Here is a 21,084-nt window from a genome sequence, read left to right on the forward strand (position 1 = left end):
CCTTAGGTGGGCAAGGGACGAGGCGGGATCAGGCGGCGGCCGGGGCAGACTCGACGGCCGGGGCCGGAAGCGGCTTCGGACCGCCGAGTGCGGGCCGGAAGGGAGCCAGGGCGGGCAGGTCCGGGACCAAATCGGCGTACCGGTTGCAGGTGTTGACGGCCTGACGAAGCGAGGTGTGCGGAGCGCGGATCCGGGCCCAACCGCCGGTCGAATCGCCCGTGATGGCGACGCCGGGCGTGTCGGTAGAGATCTGGATCGCGGCCAGCACGGCATCCGGTGCGATGTCGCCGAGGGCCATGTTCGCGCTGGACTCGTCGTTGACGCGGTGGGCGGTGCGGCCGGTGAGCTGGGCGCGCAGCATGGTGATGCCCTTGCCGAGTTCGGAGCCGAAGCGCTGCCCGCAGATCTCCAGGTAGATCCCGGCCGCCCGACCGAGCTGGGCCAACCGCGCGAGGGCGGTGATGATCCGGTCCCGGCGCTTCTCCTCGTCCTTGGTGGCGAACAGGGCGAGTTCGGCGACCTCGTCGACCAGGACCACGATGGGAACGGGTCGCAGGTCTTCCGGCAGGTCCCAGATGTCGGCGGCGATCTCCGCATCCGGCACGTCGGCGGTGATCCGCTGCTCGGCGCGGATGAGCTGGTAGACGTCTTCCATGTGCTCTACCAGCGCGTCGAGGAGTTCGGCGGCGGTGTCCGGGTTGTCGGCCAGCGCAGAGAACCGACGGGCCAGCGGGAAGAGTTCCACTCCTTGCTTGCAGTCGATGCCCACCAGCGCGACACGTTGCGGCGCAAGTGCGGCCACCAGGTTGCGCTGATAGACAGACTTGCCGGACTCGGTGGCACCGAGGGTGAGGGCGTGCGGAACAGCTCGGTAGTCCCTGAAGTGAACGGCGCCGTCCTCGCGCAGGGCGACCGGGACCCGCATCGGCCGGGTGTCGCACTTGGCAGGCATCTGCACGCGCTTGAGCACGTCATAGCCGGTCATCCGCACTTCAACCACGCCGGAGCGCAGTTCGCGGGAGGTGACGCCGTACATCGCGAACGAGTGCCGCAGCCGGTCACACGAGGCCGACACGTCGAAGGCGTCCTGTCCGGGCCGGAGCTTGAGGCGCAACACCAGGCCGGTCCGGGTCGGTCGTACCCGCAGGATGCGCGGAGCCCGGGGGCCGGGAACGGGACGGTTGGTCATCCGCGCCAGGGCCAGGCGCCAGCGGGGAGCCGGGACGGTCAGGCCACAGGCGTCCATCACGGACGGGTAGCGGAGCAGGACCCGCAGGGTCGCCAGGGCGACGCCGAAGGTCAGCCAGTACCAGGCGGGGCGCCGCCACCGCAGGAGTCCCGCAGCGGCGACGACCAGCGCCAGGGCGACGGTCAGCCAGGTCATGGCTCAGGCCGCCTTCGGCTGCTCAGCACCGGCAGCGAGCGAGGTGACAGCGACCGCACGGAACGCGATGCCGTGCCGCTTCTGGCCGTTGAACTCGTTCTCCCACGGCCGGGCGATCAGCCCCGTCAGCGCGACCGGGGTACCCATCGTCAGCTCGCCCGAGATGCCGCTCTCCGGCACGGTGACGTTGAGGATCTCGACCTCGCCATTGAGGGCGAACATCACGCTCACCGTCATCAGCTTCGCGCCCGTCTCGGCGTCCGTGGCAATCTCGCCGGTCCGGCGGTCACGAACCTTGGGCTCCGGGGTCTGGGCGACCATCACGGTCGCAGTGGAGGTGTCGACGGGAATCTGACGCATCGTCTGTTCTCCTGATCTGAGGGAGCTTTGGAACCGGCGTTCATCGCCGGTGAGATCAGGAGACCGCGAGAGGTGGTGGACGCATCACGGTCCGTATGGACGTTTAGGGACGTCTGAGCTATCGTCAAAACGTCCCCGATACGTCCCACGAGAGGGCACGCCATGGCGAACGAGCGTCTGCGCGCGGCGATTTCAGCGAAGGGCGAGACCATCCAGTCGGTAGCCCAGCACGTTGGGGTCGACCCCAAGAGCGTGGAGCGCTGGATCACGACCAACCGCACGCCGCATCGGGGGCACCGCTGGAAGGCCGCGAGCTTCCTCGGCGTCGACGAGGTCTACCTGTGGCCCACCGTCGAGAAGCAGGCAGAGTCCGCGAGCACCTCTGAGCTGATCACGTACTACCCGCACCGGGGCGCCGTACCGGCCGCCCTGTGGTCATCGCTCATCGAGAAGGCGAAGGACCAGGTCGACATCCTCGTGTACGCGGGTCTGTTCCTCTTCGACAACCACCCGGATCTCCCTTACGAGCTGGCGGACAAGGCCAAGGCTGGAGCCCAAGTTCGGGTCCTGCTCGGCGACCCCGACTCGGAGATGGTCCGTCAGCGCGGCGAAGAGGAAGGCATAGGTGACGACCTGGCCGCGCGCGCCCGGATCACCCGTCGCTACCTCGAACCGGCGATGAAGACCCCGGGCGTAGAGGTCCGGCTGCACGACACGATCCTGTACAACTCGATCTATCGGTTCGACGACGACGTGTTGGTGAACCCGCACGTGCTTGGAGCACCGGCCGGGCAGAACCCGGTGCTGCACTTCCGGTACATCCCCGGCGCCCGCACCTTCCGGCACTACATGCGGAGCTTCGACTACACGTGGGAGCGCGGTCGGCCCGCGTAGCAACGGCTCGGCGCCTTCAGGGGCCGGGGCTGCGGGCGCCGGCGGAACCGGCACCCGGTCCACGGCCGATTCGGTTCGTCTGCCAGACGTGCGAGGCTGGAGACATGGCGCGAGTCGACTACTTCAACGATCCGAACGCCCCGAAGGCGAACAGCATCGTCCCGTCCGTAACCGCGGTGGCGCTGAACGACGCCGGGGAAATCCTGCTGATCCACAAGACGGACAACGACCTCTGGGCCCTGCCCGGCGGCGGGGTCGACGTCGGCGAGTCAGCGCCCGACGCAGCCGTACGGGAGACGAAGGAAGAGACCGGCTTCGACGTCGAGGTGACCGGCCTGGTCGGCACCTACACCAACCCGGCCCACGTCATGGCGTACGACGACGGCGAAGTGCGCCAGCAGTTCTCCATCTGCTTCCGGGCCCGTATCGTCGGCGGTGAGCTGCGCACCAGCAGCGAGAGCAAGGAAGTGGCGTTCGTCCACCCCAGTCGACTGGACAGCCTGAACATCCATCCGTCGATGCGGATGCGGATCGATCACGGGTTGGCGAACCGGCCGGAGCCTTACGTCGGCTGATCACCGAGGCGAGCGCGCGTCCGCTCCACGGCGGCCCCGAGGTACGGACGCGCCTTGCTGATCGCGTTGTGCACCTCGCTGCCCGCCTCGTACCGCTCCAGGATCTCGTCAATACGGCGGTCGAAGTCGAAGGACTGCCCAGCCGGACCGGTCGTCATGTCGGCGTAGATCAAGGCGTCCAGGACGGGAGAATCCTCCCGCTCATACACGGCCAACTCATCGGAGAGCCCGCGCTGTTCAGCCTCGTACACAGCGCCGGAGTGGTGGGCGACCAGGCGAACGAGCCGGGACGGTGCCCCGAGGGTTTCCAGGTAGCGCGCTCCGTCAAGAGGATGAAACCCCGTTCCCCGCAGCTCCGGGGCGTAGCCGATGTCGTGCAACCATGCGGCGGCGACGAGGAGATCCTGATCCTCTGCGGACACAGCCGCCGAAGCCTCACGCGCACGCGCTGCCACGGCCTGAGTGTGCAGCCAGCGGTTCCCGAGCGGAGGCAAGAGCGACTCGGCCAGCTCGGCCGCGCCTTGGGGCGTGTCCAGTCCAGAGGTCATAGATCGCACCGTAGCCCAACAGGGCAGGTCTCTGAAGTCGCCGACCGGCCGCTCCGGATCACTGACGCGGTAAGACTTTCCCTACTTCATCAAGGCCCGCGCACGGCGCGGGCGCGCGCCGCCTCTGCGGCGCGGCCTGCCTCCTGTCTTCGCCCCGGCTGGCCGCGCCCGGCGGCGCGCTCGGCGGCTGCGGCCATGAAGTAGGAGACACCCTCTGTGGCTGGGGCGGTCGGCTCCACGGCTTTAGGCAGCCACCATGGGGCGAGCCTCGAAGATCATGGCCCCAACGTCGTGCTTTAACGGGCAGGTCCACAGACTGCCCGACTCGCCGGAAGCTTACGGGGCCATGATCACTCGCCCCATGGCAGCTCCCGCCCAAAGCCGCTCCACCGACCTCGTAGATGTCTGCGCGTGGCCACGTCATCTCTCCTTGGCATCACGTGGAGCGTAGTAATTGTTGCGGACGGTGATCAGCGGAGGTGAAGCTGAGCTGGATGCACCGGATCCCAGCGAGCGCGGACGGAACCGCGCAGGTCGCGGTGCGCGAGGAGAGCGTGCGATGCGGATGATGATGAAGGCCCGCATGGACACCCAGATGTCGAATCAGGTGACGAAGGGCGGAGCGATGCCTGACTCGGTGAAGTCGGCCATCGAGCGGCTGAAGCCGGAGGCCGCCTACTTCACTCCCGAGGGCGGGCGTTCCATGATTCTCGTATTCGACATGCAGGACAGCTCAGAGTTGCCCTCCATCGCCGACCCGTTCTTCCAAGAGATGGGCGCGGAAGTCACATTTGAGCCGGTCATGAACCTCGACGAATTGCAGAGGGGCCTTGCTGCCCTGAAGTAGCTTCGGGACGAAGAGGTCTCCTCTTCCAGACTGACGACGGCCGGGCGCAGAGTCTGGGCCGTCCAAGGCCAGCCGACGCCGACCGACAACGACAGAAGCCCACGGCATCTGAACTGTCAGAGCCGTGGGCTTCTTCTGTCCCGCTGGTCAGCGGAAGGGCTGTGTAGTAGACCGGCATGTAAGCGCCCTGCCGGGGCCGTCCTCGGGCCGTGGAAGGGCGCTCAACGGTGACCAACGCCGACAACTGCCGACAGCTCAACAGCAGGTCAGGACGTTGATCGATAAGGCGGCCGCAGGTCACGGCCGCCGATGATCAGTTGTGGCTGTGCAGGATCTCGTTCAGCCCGCCCCACACCGCGTTGTTCGGCCGGGCCTCGACGGTGCCGGTGACCGAGTTGCGGCGGAAGAGGATGTTGGAGGCGCCGGACAGCTCGCGGGCCTTGACGATCTGGCCGTCGGGCATGGTGACGCGGGTGCCGGCTGTGACGTAGAGGCCGGCCTCGACGACGCACTCGTCGCCGAGGGCGATGCCGACGCCCGCCTCCGCACCGATCAGGCAGCGCTCGCCGATGGAGATGATGACGTTGCCGCCGCCGGACAGCGTGCCCATGGTCGAGGCGCCGCCGCCGATGTCCGAGCCGTCGCCGATCACGACGCCCGCGGAGATACGGCCCTCGACCATCGACGTGCCGAGCGTGCCGGCGTTGAAGTTGACGAAGCCCTCGTGCATGACGGTGGTGCCCTCGGCGAGGTGCGCACCGAGGCGGACCCGGTCGGCGTCGGCGATCCGGACGCCCTTGGGGGCCACGTAGTCGGTCATCCGCGGGAACTTGTCGACGGAGGTCACCTGGAGGTGCAGGCCCTCGGCGCGGGCGTTCAGCCGCACCTTCTCGAGGTCGTCGACGGCGACCGGGCCGAGCGAGGTCCAGGCGACGTTGGCGAGGAAGCCGAACATGCCGTCCAGGCTCTGGCCGTGCGGCTTGACCAGGCGGTGGGAGAGCAGGTGCAGGCGCAGGTAGACGTCGTGCGCGTCGATCGGCTTCTCGTCGAGCGAGGCGATGACCGTGCGGACCGCGACCACCTCGACGCCCCGGCGGGCGTCCGGGCCGATCGCCGCGGTCGCACCGCCGCCGAGCAGCTGCGCGGCACGCTCGGCGGACAGCCGCTCGGTGCCGGACGGGCCGGGCTCCTTGGCCAGTTCAGGGGCGGGGAACCAGGTGTCGAGAACGGTACCGTCGGCGGCGATCGTGGCGAGGCCGGCGGCCACGGCGCCGGTGGGGCGAGGAGCAGTCGTGTCGGTCATGAGGGCAACCTAACCGGCGGACGGCGGTCGATGCGAACCGGTACGGGGGCGTCTCACGTGCCGGGCGGTACGTCTCGGCGCAGGTCGTCGGGACGCGCCCCGGCGGCCCCCGCCGTCGGCATCATTGCCGGTGGCGACGCGATCATTACCGGTGACGACGCGGCAGCCGCCCCACCACCGGCACTCACTCCTGCAGCCCCGCAGCAACCCCGCCACCGGCCACTCACACCCGCAGCCCGGCAGCCGCCGCCACCACCGGCATCACCCCCACACCCCCCATCCACCCCACCTCCGGCACTCACATCCCCGCCCCCGCGACAACCCGCCCCAACACCTCCCGGGCATACGCCTCGTCATACGGCACCCCGGTCAGCAGCACCTGAAGACAGATGCCGTCGACGACCGCCACCAGCGCCCGCGCGGTCACCGGATCCGTACGCCGGGACAACAGCTCGGCGACCCCCTCGGCCCACTCGGCGGCGACGGGCCGCAGGGCGGGCCGGCGCAGGGCGGCGAGGTAGAGCTCGTACTCCAGCTCGACGCCGGTGCGGTCACCCGCCAGCCACTCCCCCATCCACGCGGCGAGTGCGGCGGCCAGGTCGGTGTGGGGATCCTCCAGCCCGCCGCGCCCGGCGACGACCTTGGCGAAGCCCTCGTTGGCCTGCCGCAGCGCGGCGACCAGCAGTTCGTCGAGGGTCTTGAAGTGGTACGTCGTCGAGCCGAGCGGCACATCGGCCTCGGCGGCGGCGGTGCGGTGGCTCAGCCCGGCGATGCCCTTCGCCCCGACGACCCGGATCGCCGCGTCGATGATCCGCTGTCGCCGCTCGGGGTCGTGGCGCCGGGGCATCAGTGCGCACCTCCCAGGTTCAGCACAACGACCCCGAGGATGATCAGCGCGATCCCGGCGGCCTTGGCGACGGTCATCCCCTCCCCCAGGAAGAGGAACCCGATGGTGGCGATGGCGGCGGTGCCGACGCCGGCCCAGATGGCGTAGGCCGTTCCGACGGAGACGGTCTTCAGCGTCTGCGCGAGCAGCGCGAAGGAGACGAGGTAGCCGAGGAGTGTCAGCAGCGAGGGTCCGAGCCTGCTGAAGCCCTCGCTGTACTTCATGGCGGTCGTCGCGCCCACTTCGGCGGCGATGGCCGTGGCCAGCAGCAGATAACCCATGTGTACGAGCGTACACAACATCTGTACACCCGTACGCAACGCGAGGAGAGATACCGCTTTCAACAAACGCCTCACAGGGGTCCCCCTGGTCCACTACGGTGTCAGCGATCACACACCGGGCCACCACAACTGCGCCGCTGTAAAGGGTGCCCGCCGGAGGAAAAAGCGCATGTCAGAAGAGAAGTCCCGGCCCCCACTGGACCGCCCGTGGGAGAGCGGCTGGGCCCCGGACACCACCCGGGCACCGGGAACGCGACGGCTGTGGCTGGCGGGTGCCCTCGCCCTCGCCACGGTCTCCGCGTGCGTGACGGCGATCGCCGTGATGGACAGCCGGACCGGCGAGCCGGCCCCTTCGGCGGCGCAGCCGACGGCCCTCAGCAGCTCGGCGCCGGGCGGCCTGATCTCCTTCGCAACGCCCTCCAAGACGGGGAAAGCGCCCGCCAAGCACCACAAGCGCCCGTCCCCCACGCCTACCCGAAGCACATCGCCCCGCCCCGACGCCAGTCCGGAGCCGCACACGAAGGCGCCCAAGCCCCCGGCGTCCCACCGGACTTCACCGCCGGCCACGCCCCCGGCCGCGAAGACCGGGACCTCCATACGCTCCGTCAACTACCCCGACCGCTACTGGCAGACCAGCGGCGGCTACGTCACCCTCGCCCCGGCCGGCTCGGCCTCGGCCCGCCGCAACGCCACGTTCGAACGGGTGGCGGGCCTGGCCGATTCCTCCTGCTACTCCTTCACCACGGCCGACGGCACCTACCTCCGTCACCGCAACTTCGTCCTGCGCACGGAACGCGACGACGACTCGTCGCTCTTCCGCAAGGACGCCACCTTCTGCCCCCGCCCCGCGGCCTCCTCGGGCGCGGTCATGCTGGAGTCCGTGAACTATCCGGGCCGCTTCCTGCGCCACCGCAACTTCCAGCTCCGCCTGGAGCCGTACCAGCACGACGGCCTGTACCTCGCGGACTCGTCGTTCCGCCTGGTGGCCGGGCTGGACTGAACACGCGAAAGGGGCGGTACCCCGGCAGGGTGCCGCCCCTTCGTCAGTCAGTGGGTCTCAGACGGATCTCAGACGTTGAACCCGAGCGCCCGAAGCTGCTCCCGCCCATCGTCCGTGATCTTGTCGGGGCCCCACGGCGGCATCCAGACCCAGTTGATGCGCAACTCGTTGACGAGGCCGTCCGTGGCGGACTTCGCCTGGTCCTCGATGACGTCCGTCAGCGGGCAGGCCGCCGAGGTCAGGGTCATGTCGACGGTCGCGATGTTCGACTCGTCGACGTGGATGCCGTAGATCAGGCCGAGGTTGACGACGTCGATGCCCAGCTCGGGGTCGACGACGTCCATCAGGGCCTCACGGAGTTCTTCCTCCGAGGCCGGCTTCATCTCCACGGTCTCGCTCATGCCGTCGTCTCCTTCTCGGCGTCGGCGCCGCCCAGCACCTGGGCCGTCGCGTCCTTCCAGGCCATCCAGCTCAGCAGGGCGCACTTGACCCGGGCCGGGTACTTGGAGACCCCGGCGAACGCGACCGCGTCCTCCAGGATCTCCTCCATCGCGTCGTCGGGTTCGAGCTTCCCCTTGGACTGCATCAGCTCCAGGAAGGTCTCCTGGATCTTCCGCGCGTCGGAGAAGTCCTTGCCGACGAGGAGTTCGTTCAGTACGGAGGCCGAGGCCTGGCTGATCGAGCAGCCCTGGCCCTCGTACGAAACGTCCTCGATCTTCGTTCCGTCGTACTTCACGCGCAGCGTGATCTCGTCACCGCACGTCGGGTTGACGTGGTGCACCTCGGCGTCGCCATCCCGCAAGCCCCGCCCGTGCGGGTTCTTGTAGTGGTCCAGGATGACTTCCTGGTACATGGAGTCCAGTTTCACCGTTCAGCACGCCCTTCAGCCGAAGAAGTTCCGTACGTGCTCCAGGCCGTCGACCAGCGCGTCGATCTCGGCCGGCGTGGAGTACAGATAGAACGACGCTCGCGTGGTCGCAGGAATTCCGTACCGCAGGCACACCGGCCGCGCGCAGTGGTGACCGACCCGGACCGCGATGCCCTGCTCGTCGAGGACCTGGCCCACGTCGTGCGGGTGGATGTCGCCGAGCGTGAAGGAGATCGCCGCTCCGCGCTCCTCGGCCGTGGTCGGGCCGATGATGCGCAGGTCCGGGACCTCCAGCAGCCGCTTCACCGCGTACTCGGTGAGTGCGTGCTCGTGGGCGAGGATCTTGTCCATGCCGATCGAGTTGAGGTAGTCGATCGCCGCGCCGAGACCGACCGCCTGGGCGACCGGGGGCGTGCCCGCCTCGAACTTGTGGGGCGCCGGGGCGTAGGTCGAGGAGTGCATCGACACCGTCTCGATCATCTCGCCGCCGCCGAGGAACGGAGGCAGGTCCTCCAGGAGCTCCTGGCGGCCCCAGAGGACGCCGATGCCCGTCGGGCCGCACATCTTGTGGCCGGTGAAGGCCACGAAGTCGGCCTGCAGGGCCTGCACGTCCAGCGGCATGTGCGGCGCGGCCTGCGAGGCGTCGATGCAGACCAGCGCACCGACCTCCTGGGCGCGGCGCACGATCGCCTCGACCGGGTTCTGGGTGCCCAGGATGTTGGAGACCAGCACGAAGGAGACGATCTTCGTCTTCTCGTTGATGACCTCGTCGATGTTGGACAGGTCCAGGCGGCCGTCGTCGGTCAGGCCGAACCACTTCAGCTTCGCGCCCGTACGCTGCGCGAGCAGCTGCCACGGCACGATGTTGGAGTGGTGCTCCATCTCCGTGATGACGATCTCGGTGTCCGAGTCCACGCGGTAGGGCTCGTCGGCCCAGCCCAGCATGTTCGCCACGAGGTTGAGCGACTCCGAGGCGTTCTTGGTGAAGATCACCTCGTCACGCGAGGGCGCGTTGATGAAGTCCGCGACCTTGTCGCGCGCACCCTCGTACAGCGCCGTGGCCTCCTCGGCGAGGACGTGCACGCCACGGTGGACGTTGGCGTTGTAGCGCTCGTAGTACTCGTTGAGGGCGTCCAGCACCTGGCGCGGCTTCTGGCTCGTCGCCGCGTTGTCCAGGTACACGAGCTTCTTACCGTCGTGGACCTGGCGGTCCAGGATGGGGAAGTCCTTGCGGAGCGCCTCGGTGTCGAGGAGGCCCGGCAGCTGTGTCACGCGGATGCGCCACCCTTCGTGTATGCCTCGTAGCCCTCTTCCTCCAGCTTGTCGGCGAGCTCGGCACCGCCGGACTCGACGATCCGGCCGCCGGAGAAGACGTGCACGTGGTCGGGCTTGATGTAGCGGAGGATGCGCGTGTAGTGCGTGATCAGCAGGGTGCCGACCTCGCCCGTGTCACGGACGCGGTTCACACCCTCCGACACGACGCGCAGGGCGTCGACGTCCAGGCCCGAGTCGGTCTCGTCGAGGACCGCGATCTTCGGCTTGAGCAGCTCCAGCTGGAGGATCTCGTGGCGCTTCTTCTCACCGCCGGAGAAGCCCTCGTTGACGTTGCGCTCGGCGAAGGACGGGTCGATGTTGAGGCGCTCCATGGCCTCCTTGACCTCCTTCACCCAGGTGCGCAGCTTGGGGGCCTCGCCGCGGATGGCGGTGGCGGAGGTGCGCAGGAAGTTCGACACGGAGACACCCGGGACCTCGACCGGGTACTGCATCGCGAGGAACAGGCCGGCGCGGGCGCGCTCGTCGACGGACATCTCCAGGACGTCCTCGCCGTCGAGGGTGACGGTGCCGCCGGTGATGGTGTACTTCGGGTGTCCCGCGAGGGAGTAGGCGAGGGTCGACTTGCCCGAGCCGTTGGGGCCCATGATGGCGTGCGTCTCGCCCTGCTTCACGGTGAGGTCGACACCCTTGAGGATTTCCTTCGTGCCGTTCTCGACCTCGACGGTGACGTGCAGGTCTCGGATTTCAAGCGTTGCCATGGGTGCCTCAGGACTCCTGGGTGAGGGAGACGAGCACGTCGTCTCCTTCGATCTTTACGGGGTATACGGGGACGGGGCGCGTCGCGGGAAGGGCGTCGGGCTTGCCGGAGCGGAGATCGAAGCGCGAGCCGTGCAGCCAGCACTCGATGTGGCAGTCGTCGACCTCGCCCTCCGACAGGGAGACGTTCGCGTGCGAGCAGATGTCGTGGATCGCGAACACCTCGCCCTCGGTCTGCACGATGGACACGGGCGTGCCGTCGAGTTCCACCCGCTTCGGGGTGTCCTCCTCCAGCTCGCCCAGTCCGCAGGCGCGTACGAAGGTCATGCGACCGCCGCCTCCAGCTCCTCCTCGATCTTGGCGATCAGGCGCTCCTCGATGTCGGGGAGGCCGATCTGCTGGACCAGCTCGGCGAAGAAGCCGCGGACCACCAGACGGCGGGCCTCGTGCTCCGGGATGCCGCGGGCCATGAGGTAGAAGAGTTGCTCGTCGTCGAAGCGGCCGGTGGCCGAGGCGTGGCCGGCGCCGACGATCTCGCCGGTCTCGATCTCGAGGTTCGGTACGGAGTCCACGCGCGCCCCGTCCGTGAGGACCAGGTTGCGGTTCATCTCGTACGTGTCCGTGCCCTCGGCGGCGGCCTCGATGAGCACGTCGCCGATCCACACCGCGTGCGCGTCGTCGCCCTGGAGCGCGCCCTTGTAGACGGCGTTCGACTTGCAGTGCGGGACGTTGTGGTCGACCAGGAGGCGGTGCTCCTGGTGCTGGCCGCGGTCGGTGAAGTACAGGCCGAACAGCTCGGCCTCGCCGCCGGGGCCGGCGTACCGCACGCGCGGGTGCAGCCGGACGAGGTCGCCGCCGAAGGTGACGACGACCGACTTGAAGGAGGCGTCGCGGCCGACGAGCGCGTTGTGCTGGGCGACGTGGACGGCCTCGTCGTCCCAGTCCTGGACGCAGACGACGGTCAGCTTGGCGCCGTCGCCCAGGAGGTAGTCGACGTTGGCTGCGAGCACCGCGTCGCCGGTGTGGTCGATGACCACGACGGCCTCGGCGAAGGCGCCCAGCTCGATCACCTGGTGGCCGAAGGCGGTGCCGCCCTCGCCGTGCACCGCGATGCGGATCGGCTCGGTGAGGACGGTCTCCTTCGGGACGGTCACGACCGAGGCCTTCTCGAAGGCGGAGTAGGCCTGGGCGGCGACGCGGTCCACCGGGGTGCCCGCCTTGCCGAGCCGCGCGTCGTCGCGGCCGACGGTCTCGACGGTGACGCCCTCGGGGGCCTGGACGTCGACCTTCACGCCGTTGCCGTCGGCCACGGCGGTGCCGTCGTGCAGCCCGCGCAGGCGCTCCAGCGGGGTGAACCGCCACTCCTCCTCACGGCCGTGCGGAACGGGGAAGTCCGCGACGTCGAAGGAGGGGGGCGCGCTCATGCGGGTGGCGACGGTCGACTCGGCCGCCACCGCGATCGAGCCGGTGGTGGTGGAGCCCACCGGGATGTTCTGAGCCTCAGCCATGGCTGTCGTAGTGCTCGCTTTCCGTTACGTAAGGGCTTGATGGGACTGCGGCCGGATCAGCCGACCGCGCCTTCCATCTGCAGCTCGATCAGCCGGTTGAGCTCCAGGGCGTACTCCATGGGGAGCTCCTTGGCGATGGGCTCGACGAAGCCGCGCACGATCATCGCCATCGCCTCGAACTCACTCAGACCGCGGCTCATCAGGTAGAAGAGCTGGTCCTCGGAGACCTTGGAGACGGTGGCCTCGTGGCCCATGGACACGTCGTCCTCGCGGACGTCCACGTAGGGGTAGGTGTCCGAGCGGGAGATCGTGTCGACCAGCAGCGCGTCACAGAGCACGTTCGACTTGGAGCCCGCGGCGCCCTCGCCGATCTCGATCAGACCGCGGTAGGACGTACGGCCGCCACCGCGCGCGACGGACTTCGACACGATGTTGGACGACGTGTTCGGTGCCATGTGGACCATCTTGGCGCCCGCGTCCTGGTGCTGGCCCTCGCCGGCGAAGGCGATGGACAGCGTCTCGCCCTTGGCGTGCTCGCCCATCAGGTAGACGGCCGGGTACTTCATCGTCACCTTGGAGCCGATGTTGCCGTCGACCCACTCCATGGTCGCGCCCTCGTAGGCCACGGCGCGCTTGGTGACCAGGTTGTAGACGTTGTTCGACCAGTTCTGGATGGTCGTGTAGCGGCAGCGGGCGTTCTTCTTGACGATGATCTCGACGACCGCGGAGTGCAGCGAGTCCGACTTGTAGATCGGGGCGGTGCAGCCCTCGACGTAGTGCACGTAGGCACCCTCGTCGACGATGATCAGGGTCCGCTCGAACTGGCCCATGTTCTCCGTGTTGATGCGGAAGTAGGCCTGGAGCGGGATCTCCACGTGGACGCCCGGCGGCACGTAGATGAAGGAGCCGCCCGACCACACGGCGGAGTTCAGCGACGCGAACTTGTTGTCGCCGACGGGGATGACGGTCCCGAAGTACTCCTTGAAGAGCTCCGGGTGCTCCTTCAGGGCCGTGTCGGTGTCGAGGAAGATGACGCCCTGCTCCTCCAGGTCCTCGCGGATCTGGTGGTAGACGACCTCCGACTCGTACTGCGCGGCGACGCCGGCGACGAGGCGGTTCTTCTCGGCCTCGGGGATGCCCAGCTTGTCGTACGTGTTCTTGATGTCCTCGGGCAGGTCCTCCCAGGAGGCCGCCTGCTTCTCCGTGGAGCGCACGAAGTACTTGATGTTGTCGAAGTCGATCCCCGACAGGTCCGAGCCCCAGTTCGGCATGGGCTTCTTCTCGAACAGGCGCAGGCCCTTGAGACGGAGCTTGGTCATCCACTCCGGCTCGTTCTTCTTGGCGGAGATGTCGCGGACGACGTCCTCGTTGATGCCGCGCTTGGCAGAGGCGCCGGCCGTGTCGGAGTCGGCCCAGCCGTATTCGTACTTGCCCAGGCCCTCGAGCTCGGGGTGGGCAGTCTCCGTGGGGAGAGTCATGCGGGGTTCCTCCCGGCCGTGCTTGCAGATGCGTTGTGGGAAATCTTGGGGATGAACGTCGTGCAGACGCCGTCGCCGTGCGCGATGGTGGCGAGCCGCTGTACGTGCGTACCGAGCAGCTCGGCGAAAAATTCCGTCTCCGCCTCGCACAGTTGCGGGAACTGCTCGGCGACGTGGGCGACCGGGCAGTGGTGCTGGCAGAGCTGCTCACCCTTCTGAGGGTGGGGCGCACTGCGCGCCGTAGCAGCGTACCCGTCCGCGCTCAGCGCCTTGGCCAGCGCTTGTGTCCGCTGCTCGGGCGCGGCGGCCTCGACCGCCTCGCGGTACGCGCCCGCCTGCGCGGCGATCCTGGCGCGGGCGAACGCGGCGATCGCCTCGCTCCCGCCCTCGCGGTCGGCGATCCAGCGCAGCGCGTCCGCCGCGAGCTTGTCGTACGACTGGTCGAAGGCGTCCCGCCCGCAGTCGGTCAGGGCGAACACCTTGGCCGGCCGGCCGCGGGTGCGCGCGCCGTAGACCCGCTGCTCGCGTGCCTCCACGACACCGTCGCCCGCGAGGGCGTCGAGGTGCCGGCGTACGGCCGCCTGGGTGAGGCCCAGCCGCTCGGCGAGTTCGGCGACGGTCGACGGGCCATGGTCCAGGATGGACCGCGCGACTCGGTTGCGGGTGGACCGCTCCCCGGTCGCGAGCTCCTCCTGAGGGGCCCCCGTGGGGGTCTCCCGAGCCTGGCCGACGTTTTTCACAACGCCATTGTTGCGTAATTCATCAGGGCCGGGCAAGCCGCGTCCGGCCGCACCGAAGGTGCCCTGCGTCACTTAGGTAAACCTAAGGTGACCTGCGGAAACGATCTCTGATCGATCAAACCGCTGGCATGCCGAAGCCGCTTCGGGGACACTCCCGAACCATGTCCACACCCCCTCCGACCGGCCCTCTTGTCACCCGGGACACACTGCGCACGCAGCTGTGCGAACTGGGCGTGCGCCCCGGCGAGACCCTCCTCGCGCACTCCTCGCTCAGCTCCCTCGGCTGGGTCAACGGCGGCGCCGTCGCGGTCGTGCACGGACTGCTCGACGCGCTCGGCCCTCAGGGCACGCTGGTGGTTCCGACGCAGACCGGCGACCTCTCCGACCCGGCGCTGTGGGGCAACCCGCCCGTACCCCCGGACTGGTGGGAGACCATCCGCGCCACGATGCCCGCCTACGATCCCCGGATCACGCCCGCGCGCGGGGTCGGCGTCGTCCCGGAGACCGTGCGCACCTGGCCCGGCGCGCTGCGCAGCGCGCATCCGCAGACCTCGTTCGCGGCGATCGGCCCGCGCGCGGCGGAGGTGGTCGAGGGCCACGCACCCGACTGCCGGCTCGGCGAGCGCAGCCCGCTCGCGAAACTGGAGGCCATGGGCGCCCGGGTCCTGCTGCTCGGCGCCGGCTACGCCTCCTGCACCGGCTTCCACCTCGCCGAGTACCGGATACCGTCCCCGCGCGTCGCCGTGGGCCGGCCGGGTCCCGAGGGCTGGGAGACCGTGACCGAGGTGTCGATCAGCTCGGACCGGTTCGACGAGCTGGGATACGACTTCGAGCGGGACTGTCCCGTCGTGCGCGGAAAGGTGGGGGCGGCCGAGGCGCGGCTGTTCCCGGTGGCGGACGCCGTCGCCTACGCCGAGCGGTGGCTGGCGGTCCACCGGCCCCGTGAGGAGGAGTTCCTGCACCCGCCGGTCTGACCTCACGCGCACGTACCTAGACTCTGGACCCATGCGAAGTGAGCCCGTGGTCCAGGTCCAGGCCCTGGTGAAGCGGTACGGCACGAAGACCGCGGTGGACGGGCTCGACCTGGTGGCCCGGGAGGGTGTGACCGCCGTGCTCGGCCCCAACGGGGCGGGCAAGACGACCACGGTCGAGACCTGCGAGGGGTACCGGAAGCCGGACTCCGGCACGGTGCGCGTCCTGGGCCTCGACCCGGTCGGACAGTCCCGGGACCTGCGGCCCCGCATCGGCGTGATGCTCCAGTCCGGCGGCGTCTACTCGGGCTCCCGCGCCGACGAGATGCTCCGCCACGTGGCCAAGCTGCACGCCCACCCCCTGGACGTGGACGCGCTCATCGAGCGCCTGGGGCTCGGCTCCTGCGGCCGTACGACGTACCGGCGGCTGTCGGGCGGGCAGCAGCAGCGGCTCGCGCTGGCGATGGCCGTGGTGGGCCGCCCCGAGCTGGTCTTCCTCGACGAGCCGACCGCCGGGCTCGACCCGCAGGCCCGCCGCGCCACCTGGGACCTGGTCCGGGACCTGCGCGCCGACGGCGTCTCCGTGATCCTCACCACGCACTACATGGACGAGGCCGAGCAGCTCGCCGACGACGTGGCGATCATCGACGCCGGCCGGGTCATCGCCCAGGGTTCCCCGGAGGAGCTGTGTCGCGGCGGCGCCGAGAACACCCTCCGCTTCTCCGGCCGCCCCGGGCTGGACGTCGGCTCGCTGCTGAAGGCCCTGCCAGCCGACTGCTCGGCCGCCGAGCTGACGCCGGGTTCGTACCGGGTCGTCGGCAAGGTCGACCCGCAACTGCTCGCGACGGTCACCTCCTGGTGCGCCCAGCACGGCGTGATGCCGGAGAAGATCTCGGTGGAGCGGCACACCCTGGAGGACGTCTTCTTGGAGCTCACGGGTAAGGAGCTGCGTTCGTGACCGCCACCGGCACCTATGCGCCGAAGCCGGGGGCCGCGCCCCTGACCCGCATGATCGCGGCCCAGGCCGCGTTCGAGACGAAGATGCTGCTGCGCAACGGCGAGCAGCTGCTGCTCACCGTCGTCATCCCGACCCTGCTCCTGGTGCTCTTCAGCACCGTGGACATCGTCGACACGGGCGCCGGCGAGGCCGTCGACTTCCTCGCCCCCGGCATCCTCGCGCTCGCGGTGATGTCGACGGCGTTCACCGGGCAGGCGATCGCGACCGGCTTCGAGCGCCGCTACGGCGTCCTGAAGCGGCTCGCCTCCTCGCCCCTGCCGCGCTGGGGCCTGATGACCGCCAAGACGCTGTCCGTGCTGGTCACCGAGGTGCTCCAGGTGATCCTGCTGACGGTGATCGCCTTCGCCCTCGGTTGGTCGCCGCAGGGCAACCCGTTCGCCGTGCTGCTGCTCCTGGTCCTCGGTACGGCGGCCTTCTCGGGCCTCGGCCTGCTGATGGCCGGGACGCTGAAGGCCGAGGCGACGCTCGCCGCCGCCAACCTGGTGTTCCTGCTGCTGCTCGTCGGCGGCGGGGTCATCGTGCCGCTCGACAAGTTCCCCGCCGCCGCGCAGGACGTGCTCGGCCTGCTGCCCATCTCCGCCCTGTCCGACGGCCTGCGGGACGTGCTCCGGCACGGGGCCGGGATGCCCTGGGCCGACCTGGGGATCCTGGGCGTCTGGGCGGTCGTGGGGCTGGCGGCCGCCGGACGGTTCTTCCGCTGGGAGTAAAGGCCCACGACGGCTGGGAGAAGGCCCATGACGGACCCTCGTGAAAGCGTGCACAAGCGGCGTCCTACGATGGGTCGCGTGCCACAAGTGACCCCCGCCGACGCCAGGGCGGCCCTGCGCAACCCCCTCGCCTTCATCGCCGAGCGCTGGACCCCGGAACCCCGGACGGTCCAGCGCGCGGCCCTCTCCGCGATCGTGATGTCGGTGCTCATCGTCGTCACCGGCGGAGCCGTACGGCTGACCGGCTCGGGCCTCGGCTGCCCGACCTGGCCCAAGTGCACCGCGGACTCGCTCACCGCGACCAGCGCGATGGGCGTCCACGGCGCCATCGAGTTCGGCAACCGCATGCTGACGTACGTGCTGTGCGCCGCCGTCGGCTGGGCGATCATCGCCGCGCGCTCCCAGAAGCCGTACCGGCGGGGCCTGACCCGGCTCGGCTGGGCGCAGTTCTGGATCGTGATGAGCAACGCGGTGCTCGGCGGCATCGTGGTGCTGGTCGGTCTCAACCCGTACACGGTCGCGGCCCACTTCGTGGCGACGTCCGCGCTCATCGCGGTGGCCACGGTGATGTGGCAGCGCACCCGCGAGGGCGACGCGCCGCCGCGCCCGCTGGTCGGCAAGGCCGTGCAGCAGCTGGTGTGGTTCCTGGTCGCGGCCGCCGTGCTGCTCATCCTGGTCGGCACGGTGGTCACCGGCGCGGGCCCGCACGCCGGCGACTCCAGCGAGGTCGAGCGGATGCCGGTCGACTGGGAGACGGTGAGCAAGCTGCACGCCGTGCTGGCGTGGATCGTGGTGACACTGACGTTCGCCCTGTGGTTCGTCCTCAAGGCGGTCGACGCGCCGCGCGGCCCGCTGAACCGCACCCGCGAACTGTTCCTGATCCTGCTCGCGCAGGGCGTCATCGGCTACGTCCAGTACTTCACGGACCTGCCCGAGGTCCTGGTCGGCCTGCACATGTTCGGCTCGGCCGTGATGTGGATCTGGGTGCTGCGGGTGGTGCTGTCGTTGCGTGAACGGCCGGAGGTCGTGGCCGACGTGCCCGGTCCCGCTCCCGAGGCAACCCTGACCAAGGCCTAGGAGCCACCCTGCCCGGGGTTCAGTCGAGCCCGTACACCCGGCGCGCGTTCCCCGACGCCAGCATCCCCGCCACCCGCTGCGCGTCGGCCAGGGACCACGCCCCCTCGGCGACCCAGGTGCCCAGCACCCGGCCGAGCGCCTCGCGGAACAGCCGGGCGCCCACCACGTGCAGCTCGGGCAGCCCCTGGGCGCCGGTGGAGAACAGGATCTTGCCGAACGGGGCCAGCTCCAGGATCTCGGCGAGGATGGTCGCGGCGCGGGCGCCGGTGCGTACCAGGGCGGCGCCGGAGTCCACGTAGACGTGCGGGAAGACACCGGCCAGGTGGGCGGCGTGCCGGTGGTACGGGTAGCCGTGCAGCAGGACGAGGTCCGTGCCGAGACCGGCCGTGGCCCGTACGAAGTCCGTCAGCAGCACCGGATCCGTACGGTCGATCCGCAGGTCCGGCGCGCCGAGCCCCGAGTGCAGCTGGAGCGGCAGCCCCGAGGCGACGGCGCTCCACAGCAGGTGCCGCAGCAGCACGGGATCGCTCAGCTCCCCGCCGACATCGCGCCCCGCGAGCCAGCGGGCGACCGCCCCCCGCACCTCTCCCGGCCCGGGCGGCTCCGGCGCGAGCGCGAGGCCGTGCCGTACGCCCGCGACCGAGGTGAAGGCGACGGCGTTCGCGGCGGCGGCGTGCACGGACTCGGCGAGGTTGGCGAGGAAGGACTCGACGGTTCCGGAGGTGTCGGCGACCTGCTCGGCGAGCAGTTCCAGGCGTACGATCTCGCGGGCCTCGGCGGCTCCGGCACAGGCCAGTTCGCCGGGTTCGGTCAGATCACCGGGCAGGCCCGTGTCGACCAGGTACGTCGTGATGCCGCTGCCGCGCAGGAGCCGGCGGGCGGCCTCCAGGACGCCCAGTTCGCGGCGGCGGGCGAGGTAGCCGGCCGGTGCGCAGTGGGGCTCCAGGCCGAGCAGGGGCGGACACCAGCGTCTTACGGCGAAGCCGGTCTGGGTGTCGAAGAGGGTGGTGCCGGGGGCGGGTGGGCCCTCCGTGCGGGAGAGGTGGGCCTCGAAGGTGCCGAGGCCCAGCTCCGTGCGGAGTACTCCGTGGCAGTACTGGTCCACTAGGGACGGCGTTTCGATCATCCGGGCTCCCCGGTGTGGACCCTGTTGTTCCTAAGGGTCCTAACGGGTGAACCGGGCTGAGGTCGCGGTTCCGGGGTGGGGGGCCTGTCTTGTTCGGCGGGTGCGGGTCCGTTGTGGTTGCTCGCGCAGTTCCCCGCGCCCCTAAAAGGGTCAGTTGTTCTTAGGCCCGCCGACCTGGATCCCTGCCATGCGCGACCACTCGTAGCGGCCCGTCTTGACCTTCGCGGCGAATTCGCCGTCGAAGGACTCGTGGGTCGTGATGCCCGACTTCTCCACGGCCTTCTCGGCGATCTCGTACGAGGGGGCCACCAGGTCGCCCCAGCCGCCGTCCTCGCCGACCAGGACGATGCGGGCGCCGCGTTCGCCGAGGTAGGCGACCTGGCCCTCGGCGCCGCCGTGGGCCTTGGAGAAGGAGCTGATCTGCTTGGCCAGCCGGGCCGCCTTGCGCTCGGCCTTCGGGTCTGCCTGCTGCGTCTCTGCCATGACCAGGATGCTACTCAGGAGTAGATCGACTGGCGAGAGCAGGCCCCTGTGACGTACGTCAGCGCAGGAACGGGTCGACCGCGACGGCCACGAACAACAGCGAGACGTAGGTGATCGACCAGTGGAACAGGCGCATCTCCTTCAGCTTCGCGCCCGTCACCTCCGCCTTCGCGCGGTTCTGCAGACCGTGCGCCTCCCAGAGCCAGAAGCCGCCCGCCAGCAGGGCGACCGACGTGTAGAACCAGCCGGTGTAGCCGAGCGGGGTCAGCAGGAGCGAGACGGCGACCATGACCCAGCTGTAGATCACGATCTGCTTGGCGACGACCTTGTTGGAGGCGACCACCGGCAGCATCGGCACGCCCACGCGCGCGTAGTCCTCCTTGACCTTCATGGACAGCGGCCAGTAGTGCGGCGGCGTCCAGAAGAACATGACGAGGAAGAGAATGATCGGCGCCCACGACATGGAGTTCGTGACCGAGGACCAGCCGATCAGCACGGGCAGACAGCCCGCGATGCCGCCCCACACGATGTTCTGCGAGGTACGGCGCTTGAGGATCATCGTGTAGACGACGACGTAGAAGAGGAGCGCGCCGAGGGAGAGCCAGGCACTCAGCCAGTTCACGGTGAGGCCGAACAGCAGCGTCGAGGCGATCGCCAGGGTGATGCCGAAGGCGAGGCACTCGCGCGGGCTGACCATGCCGGTGACCAGCGGCCGCTGCGAGGTGCGGTCCATCAGCGCGTCGATGTCGCGGTCGATGTACATGTTGAGCGCGTTGGCGCCGCCCGCGGACATGTAGCCGCCGACGCAGGTCAGCAGCACCAGCGTCAGGTCGGGCACGCCCTGCTGCGCCAGGAACATCACCGGGACGGTGGTGATGAGCAGCAGCTCGATGATCCGCGGCTTGGTGAGAGCCACGAACCCCTTGACACGGGCCCCGAACGGCCGGTGGGCCGGGCTCTGGTCCGTCCCGATCATCCCCGCTGGACGGGATTCAACGG

At 69.5% G+C, this 21,084-nt stretch carries 25 protein-coding genes; 8 read left to right on the forward strand and 17 right to left on the reverse strand.

Annotated elements, in window-relative coordinates; translation table 11 throughout:
• Positions 1 to 28: 28 nt before the first annotated feature.
• Entirely contained in the window at positions 29 to 1,384 is a 1,356-nt protein-coding gene (locus tag PV963_RS10955; protein ID WP_274815455.1) for an FtsK/SpoIIIE domain-containing protein, read from the reverse strand.
• Between the two features lie 3 nt (positions 1,385 to 1,387).
• Positions 1,388 to 1,744: a hypothetical protein gene (locus PV963_RS10960; protein WP_274815456.1), complete on the reverse strand. Its 357-nt coding sequence runs from the start codon at positions 1,742 to 1,744 to the stop codon at positions 1,388 to 1,390.
• A gap of 162 nt (positions 1,745 to 1,906) precedes the next feature.
• On the opposite strand from PV963_RS10960, the gene PV963_RS10965 reads away from it, so the two are divergent.
• Positions 1,907 to 2,638: an XRE family transcriptional regulator gene (locus PV963_RS10965; RefSeq protein WP_053670679.1), complete on the forward strand. Its 732-nt coding sequence runs from the start codon at positions 1,907 to 1,909 to the stop codon at positions 2,636 to 2,638.
• A 104-nt stretch (positions 2,639 to 2,742) separates the two neighbouring features.
• Complete coding sequence (locus PV963_RS10970) at positions 2,743 to 3,213, forward strand: NUDIX hydrolase (RefSeq protein ID WP_274815457.1); 471 nt, start codon at positions 2,743 to 2,745, stop codon at positions 3,211 to 3,213.
• On the opposite strand, the gene PV963_RS10975 is transcribed toward PV963_RS10970, so the two are convergent.
• The gene (locus PV963_RS10975; RefSeq protein ID WP_274815458.1) at positions 3,201 to 3,761 is read right to left on the reverse strand and encodes an HD domain-containing protein; all 561 of its coding nucleotides are present in this window, start codon (positions 3,759 to 3,761) and stop codon (positions 3,201 to 3,203) included. The two genes, PV963_RS10970 and PV963_RS10975, sit on opposite strands and share 13 nt — an antisense overlap.
• Positions 3,762 to 4,320: 559 nt before the next feature.
• Between PV963_RS10975 and PV963_RS10980 the strand changes: the two genes are divergently transcribed.
• The gene (locus PV963_RS10980; RefSeq protein ID WP_274815459.1) at positions 4,321 to 4,608 is read left to right on the forward strand and encodes a DUF3303 family protein; all 288 of its coding nucleotides are present in this window, start codon (positions 4,321 to 4,323) and stop codon (positions 4,606 to 4,608) included.
• Positions 4,609 to 4,921: 313 nt separating this feature from the next.
• Here the strand turns inward: PV963_RS10980 and dapD are convergent, their stop codons facing one another.
• The 3 genes from dapD to PV963_RS10995 form a co-directional block, all read right to left on the reverse strand.
• Positions 4,922 to 5,911 (reverse strand): 2,3,4,5-tetrahydropyridine-2,6-dicarboxylate N-succinyltransferase, encoded by a 990-nt coding sequence (gene dapD / locus PV963_RS10985; protein ID WP_274815460.1) that lies wholly within the window; start codon positions 5,909 to 5,911, stop codon positions 4,922 to 4,924.
• Between the two features lie 298 nt (positions 5,912 to 6,209).
• On the reverse strand, positions 6,210 to 6,758 hold the full coding sequence (locus PV963_RS10990; RefSeq protein ID WP_274815461.1) for a TetR/AcrR family transcriptional regulator: 549 nt from the start codon (positions 6,756 to 6,758) through the stop codon (positions 6,210 to 6,212).
• Entirely contained in the window at positions 6,758 to 7,078 is a 321-nt protein-coding gene (locus PV963_RS10995; protein WP_274815462.1) for a DMT family transporter, read from the reverse strand. Before PV963_RS10995 ends, PV963_RS10990 begins: the two co-directional genes overlap by 1 nt.
• 169 nt (positions 7,079 to 7,247) lie before the next feature.
• Here PV963_RS10995 and PV963_RS11000 point away from each other — a divergent pair, with 169 nt between their 5' ends.
• Positions 7,248 to 8,078: an AbfB domain-containing protein gene (locus PV963_RS11000; RefSeq protein ID WP_274815463.1), complete on the forward strand. Its 831-nt coding sequence runs from the start codon at positions 7,248 to 7,250 to the stop codon at positions 8,076 to 8,078.
• 68 nt (positions 8,079 to 8,146) lie between these two features.
• Here PV963_RS11000 and PV963_RS11005 read toward each other — a convergent pair whose 3' ends face one another.
• The 8 genes from PV963_RS11005 to PV963_RS11040 are packed head-to-tail and all read right to left on the reverse strand — an operon-like array spanning position 8,147 to position 14,703.
• Entirely contained in the window at positions 8,147 to 8,479 is a 333-nt protein-coding gene (locus tag PV963_RS11005) for a metal-sulfur cluster assembly factor (RefSeq protein WP_010039749.1), read from the reverse strand.
• A complete protein-coding gene (gene sufU / locus PV963_RS11010; RefSeq protein WP_059419772.1) occupies positions 8,476 to 8,946 on the reverse strand; it encodes a Fe-S cluster assembly sulfur transfer protein SufU in 471 nt (156 codons plus the stop codon). Before sufU ends, PV963_RS11005 begins: the two co-directional genes overlap by 4 nt.
• A 15-nt stretch (positions 8,947 to 8,961) precedes the next feature.
• The gene (locus PV963_RS11015; RefSeq protein WP_274815464.1) at positions 8,962 to 10,218 is read right to left on the reverse strand and encodes a cysteine desulfurase; all 1,257 of its coding nucleotides are present in this window, start codon (positions 10,216 to 10,218) and stop codon (positions 8,962 to 8,964) included.
• A complete protein-coding gene (sufC, locus tag PV963_RS11020) occupies positions 10,215 to 10,979 on the reverse strand; it encodes a Fe-S cluster assembly ATPase SufC (protein ID WP_020273987.1) in 765 nt (254 codons plus the stop codon). The genes PV963_RS11015 and sufC overlap by 4 nt, the downstream gene beginning before the upstream one ends.
• A 7-nt stretch (positions 10,980 to 10,986) precedes the next feature.
• On the reverse strand, positions 10,987 to 11,304 hold the full coding sequence (locus PV963_RS11025; protein ID WP_020273986.1) for a non-heme iron oxygenase ferredoxin subunit: 318 nt from the start codon (positions 11,302 to 11,304) through the stop codon (positions 10,987 to 10,989).
• Complete coding sequence (gene sufD, locus PV963_RS11030) at positions 11,301 to 12,485, reverse strand: Fe-S cluster assembly protein SufD (protein WP_274815465.1); 1,185 nt, start codon at positions 12,483 to 12,485, stop codon at positions 11,301 to 11,303. The genes PV963_RS11025 and sufD overlap by 4 nt, the downstream gene beginning before the upstream one ends.
• A 56-nt stretch (positions 12,486 to 12,541) precedes the next feature.
• On the reverse strand, positions 12,542 to 13,963 hold the full coding sequence (sufB, locus tag PV963_RS11035) for a Fe-S cluster assembly protein SufB (RefSeq protein WP_020273984.1): 1,422 nt from the start codon (positions 13,961 to 13,963) through the stop codon (positions 12,542 to 12,544).
• Positions 13,960 to 14,703, reverse strand: coding sequence for a helix-turn-helix transcriptional regulator (locus tag PV963_RS11040; protein WP_274815466.1), 744 nt, complete (start codon positions 14,701 to 14,703; stop codon positions 13,960 to 13,962). The genes sufB and PV963_RS11040 overlap by 4 nt, the downstream gene beginning before the upstream one ends.
• A gap of 161 nt (positions 14,704 to 14,864) precedes the next feature.
• On the opposite strand from PV963_RS11040, the gene PV963_RS11045 reads away from it, so the two are divergent.
• The 4 genes from PV963_RS11045 (at position 14,865) to PV963_RS11060 (ending at position 18,476) form a co-directional block, all read left to right on the forward strand.
• Positions 14,865 to 15,677 carry an aminoglycoside N(3)-acetyltransferase gene (locus PV963_RS11045; RefSeq protein ID WP_274815467.1) on the forward strand — a complete coding sequence of 271 codons (813 nt, stop codon included), beginning with the start codon at positions 14,865 to 14,867 and terminating at the stop codon, positions 15,675 to 15,677.
• Positions 15,678 to 15,708: 31 nt separating this feature from the next.
• Positions 15,709 to 16,632 (forward strand): ABC transporter ATP-binding protein, encoded by a 924-nt coding sequence (locus PV963_RS11050; RefSeq protein ID WP_274815468.1) that lies wholly within the window; start codon positions 15,709 to 15,711, stop codon positions 16,630 to 16,632.
• 50 nt (positions 16,633 to 16,682) lie between these two features.
• The gene (locus PV963_RS11055) at positions 16,683 to 17,399 is read left to right on the forward strand and encodes an ABC transporter permease (RefSeq protein ID WP_274821995.1); all 717 of its coding nucleotides are present in this window, start codon (positions 16,683 to 16,685) and stop codon (positions 17,397 to 17,399) included.
• A gap of 69 nt (positions 17,400 to 17,468) precedes the next feature.
• On the forward strand, positions 17,469 to 18,476 hold the full coding sequence (locus PV963_RS11060) for a COX15/CtaA family protein (RefSeq protein WP_274821996.1): 1,008 nt from the start codon (positions 17,469 to 17,471) through the stop codon (positions 18,474 to 18,476).
• A gap of 19 nt (positions 18,477 to 18,495) precedes the next feature.
• Here PV963_RS11060 and PV963_RS11065 read toward each other — a convergent pair whose 3' ends face one another.
• The 3 genes from PV963_RS11065 to PV963_RS11075 form a co-directional block, all read right to left on the reverse strand.
• On the reverse strand, positions 18,496 to 19,602 hold the full coding sequence (locus PV963_RS11065; RefSeq protein WP_274815469.1) for an amidohydrolase family protein: 1,107 nt from the start codon (positions 19,600 to 19,602) through the stop codon (positions 18,496 to 18,498).
• Positions 19,603 to 19,752: 150 nt separating this feature from the next.
• A complete protein-coding gene (locus PV963_RS11070) occupies positions 19,753 to 20,085 on the reverse strand; it encodes a hypothetical protein (protein WP_274815470.1) in 333 nt (110 codons plus the stop codon).
• A gap of 58 nt (positions 20,086 to 20,143) precedes the next feature.
• Positions 20,144 to 21,061: a heme o synthase gene (locus PV963_RS11075; protein ID WP_274815471.1), complete on the reverse strand. Its 918-nt coding sequence runs from the start codon at positions 21,059 to 21,061 to the stop codon at positions 20,144 to 20,146.
• Between the last annotated feature and the right edge of the window lie 23 nt (positions 21,062 to 21,084).

The organism is Streptomyces coeruleorubidus, assembly GCF_028885415.1.
Lineage (GTDB): Bacteria > Actinomycetota > Actinomycetes > Streptomycetales > Streptomycetaceae > Streptomyces > Streptomyces coeruleorubidus_A.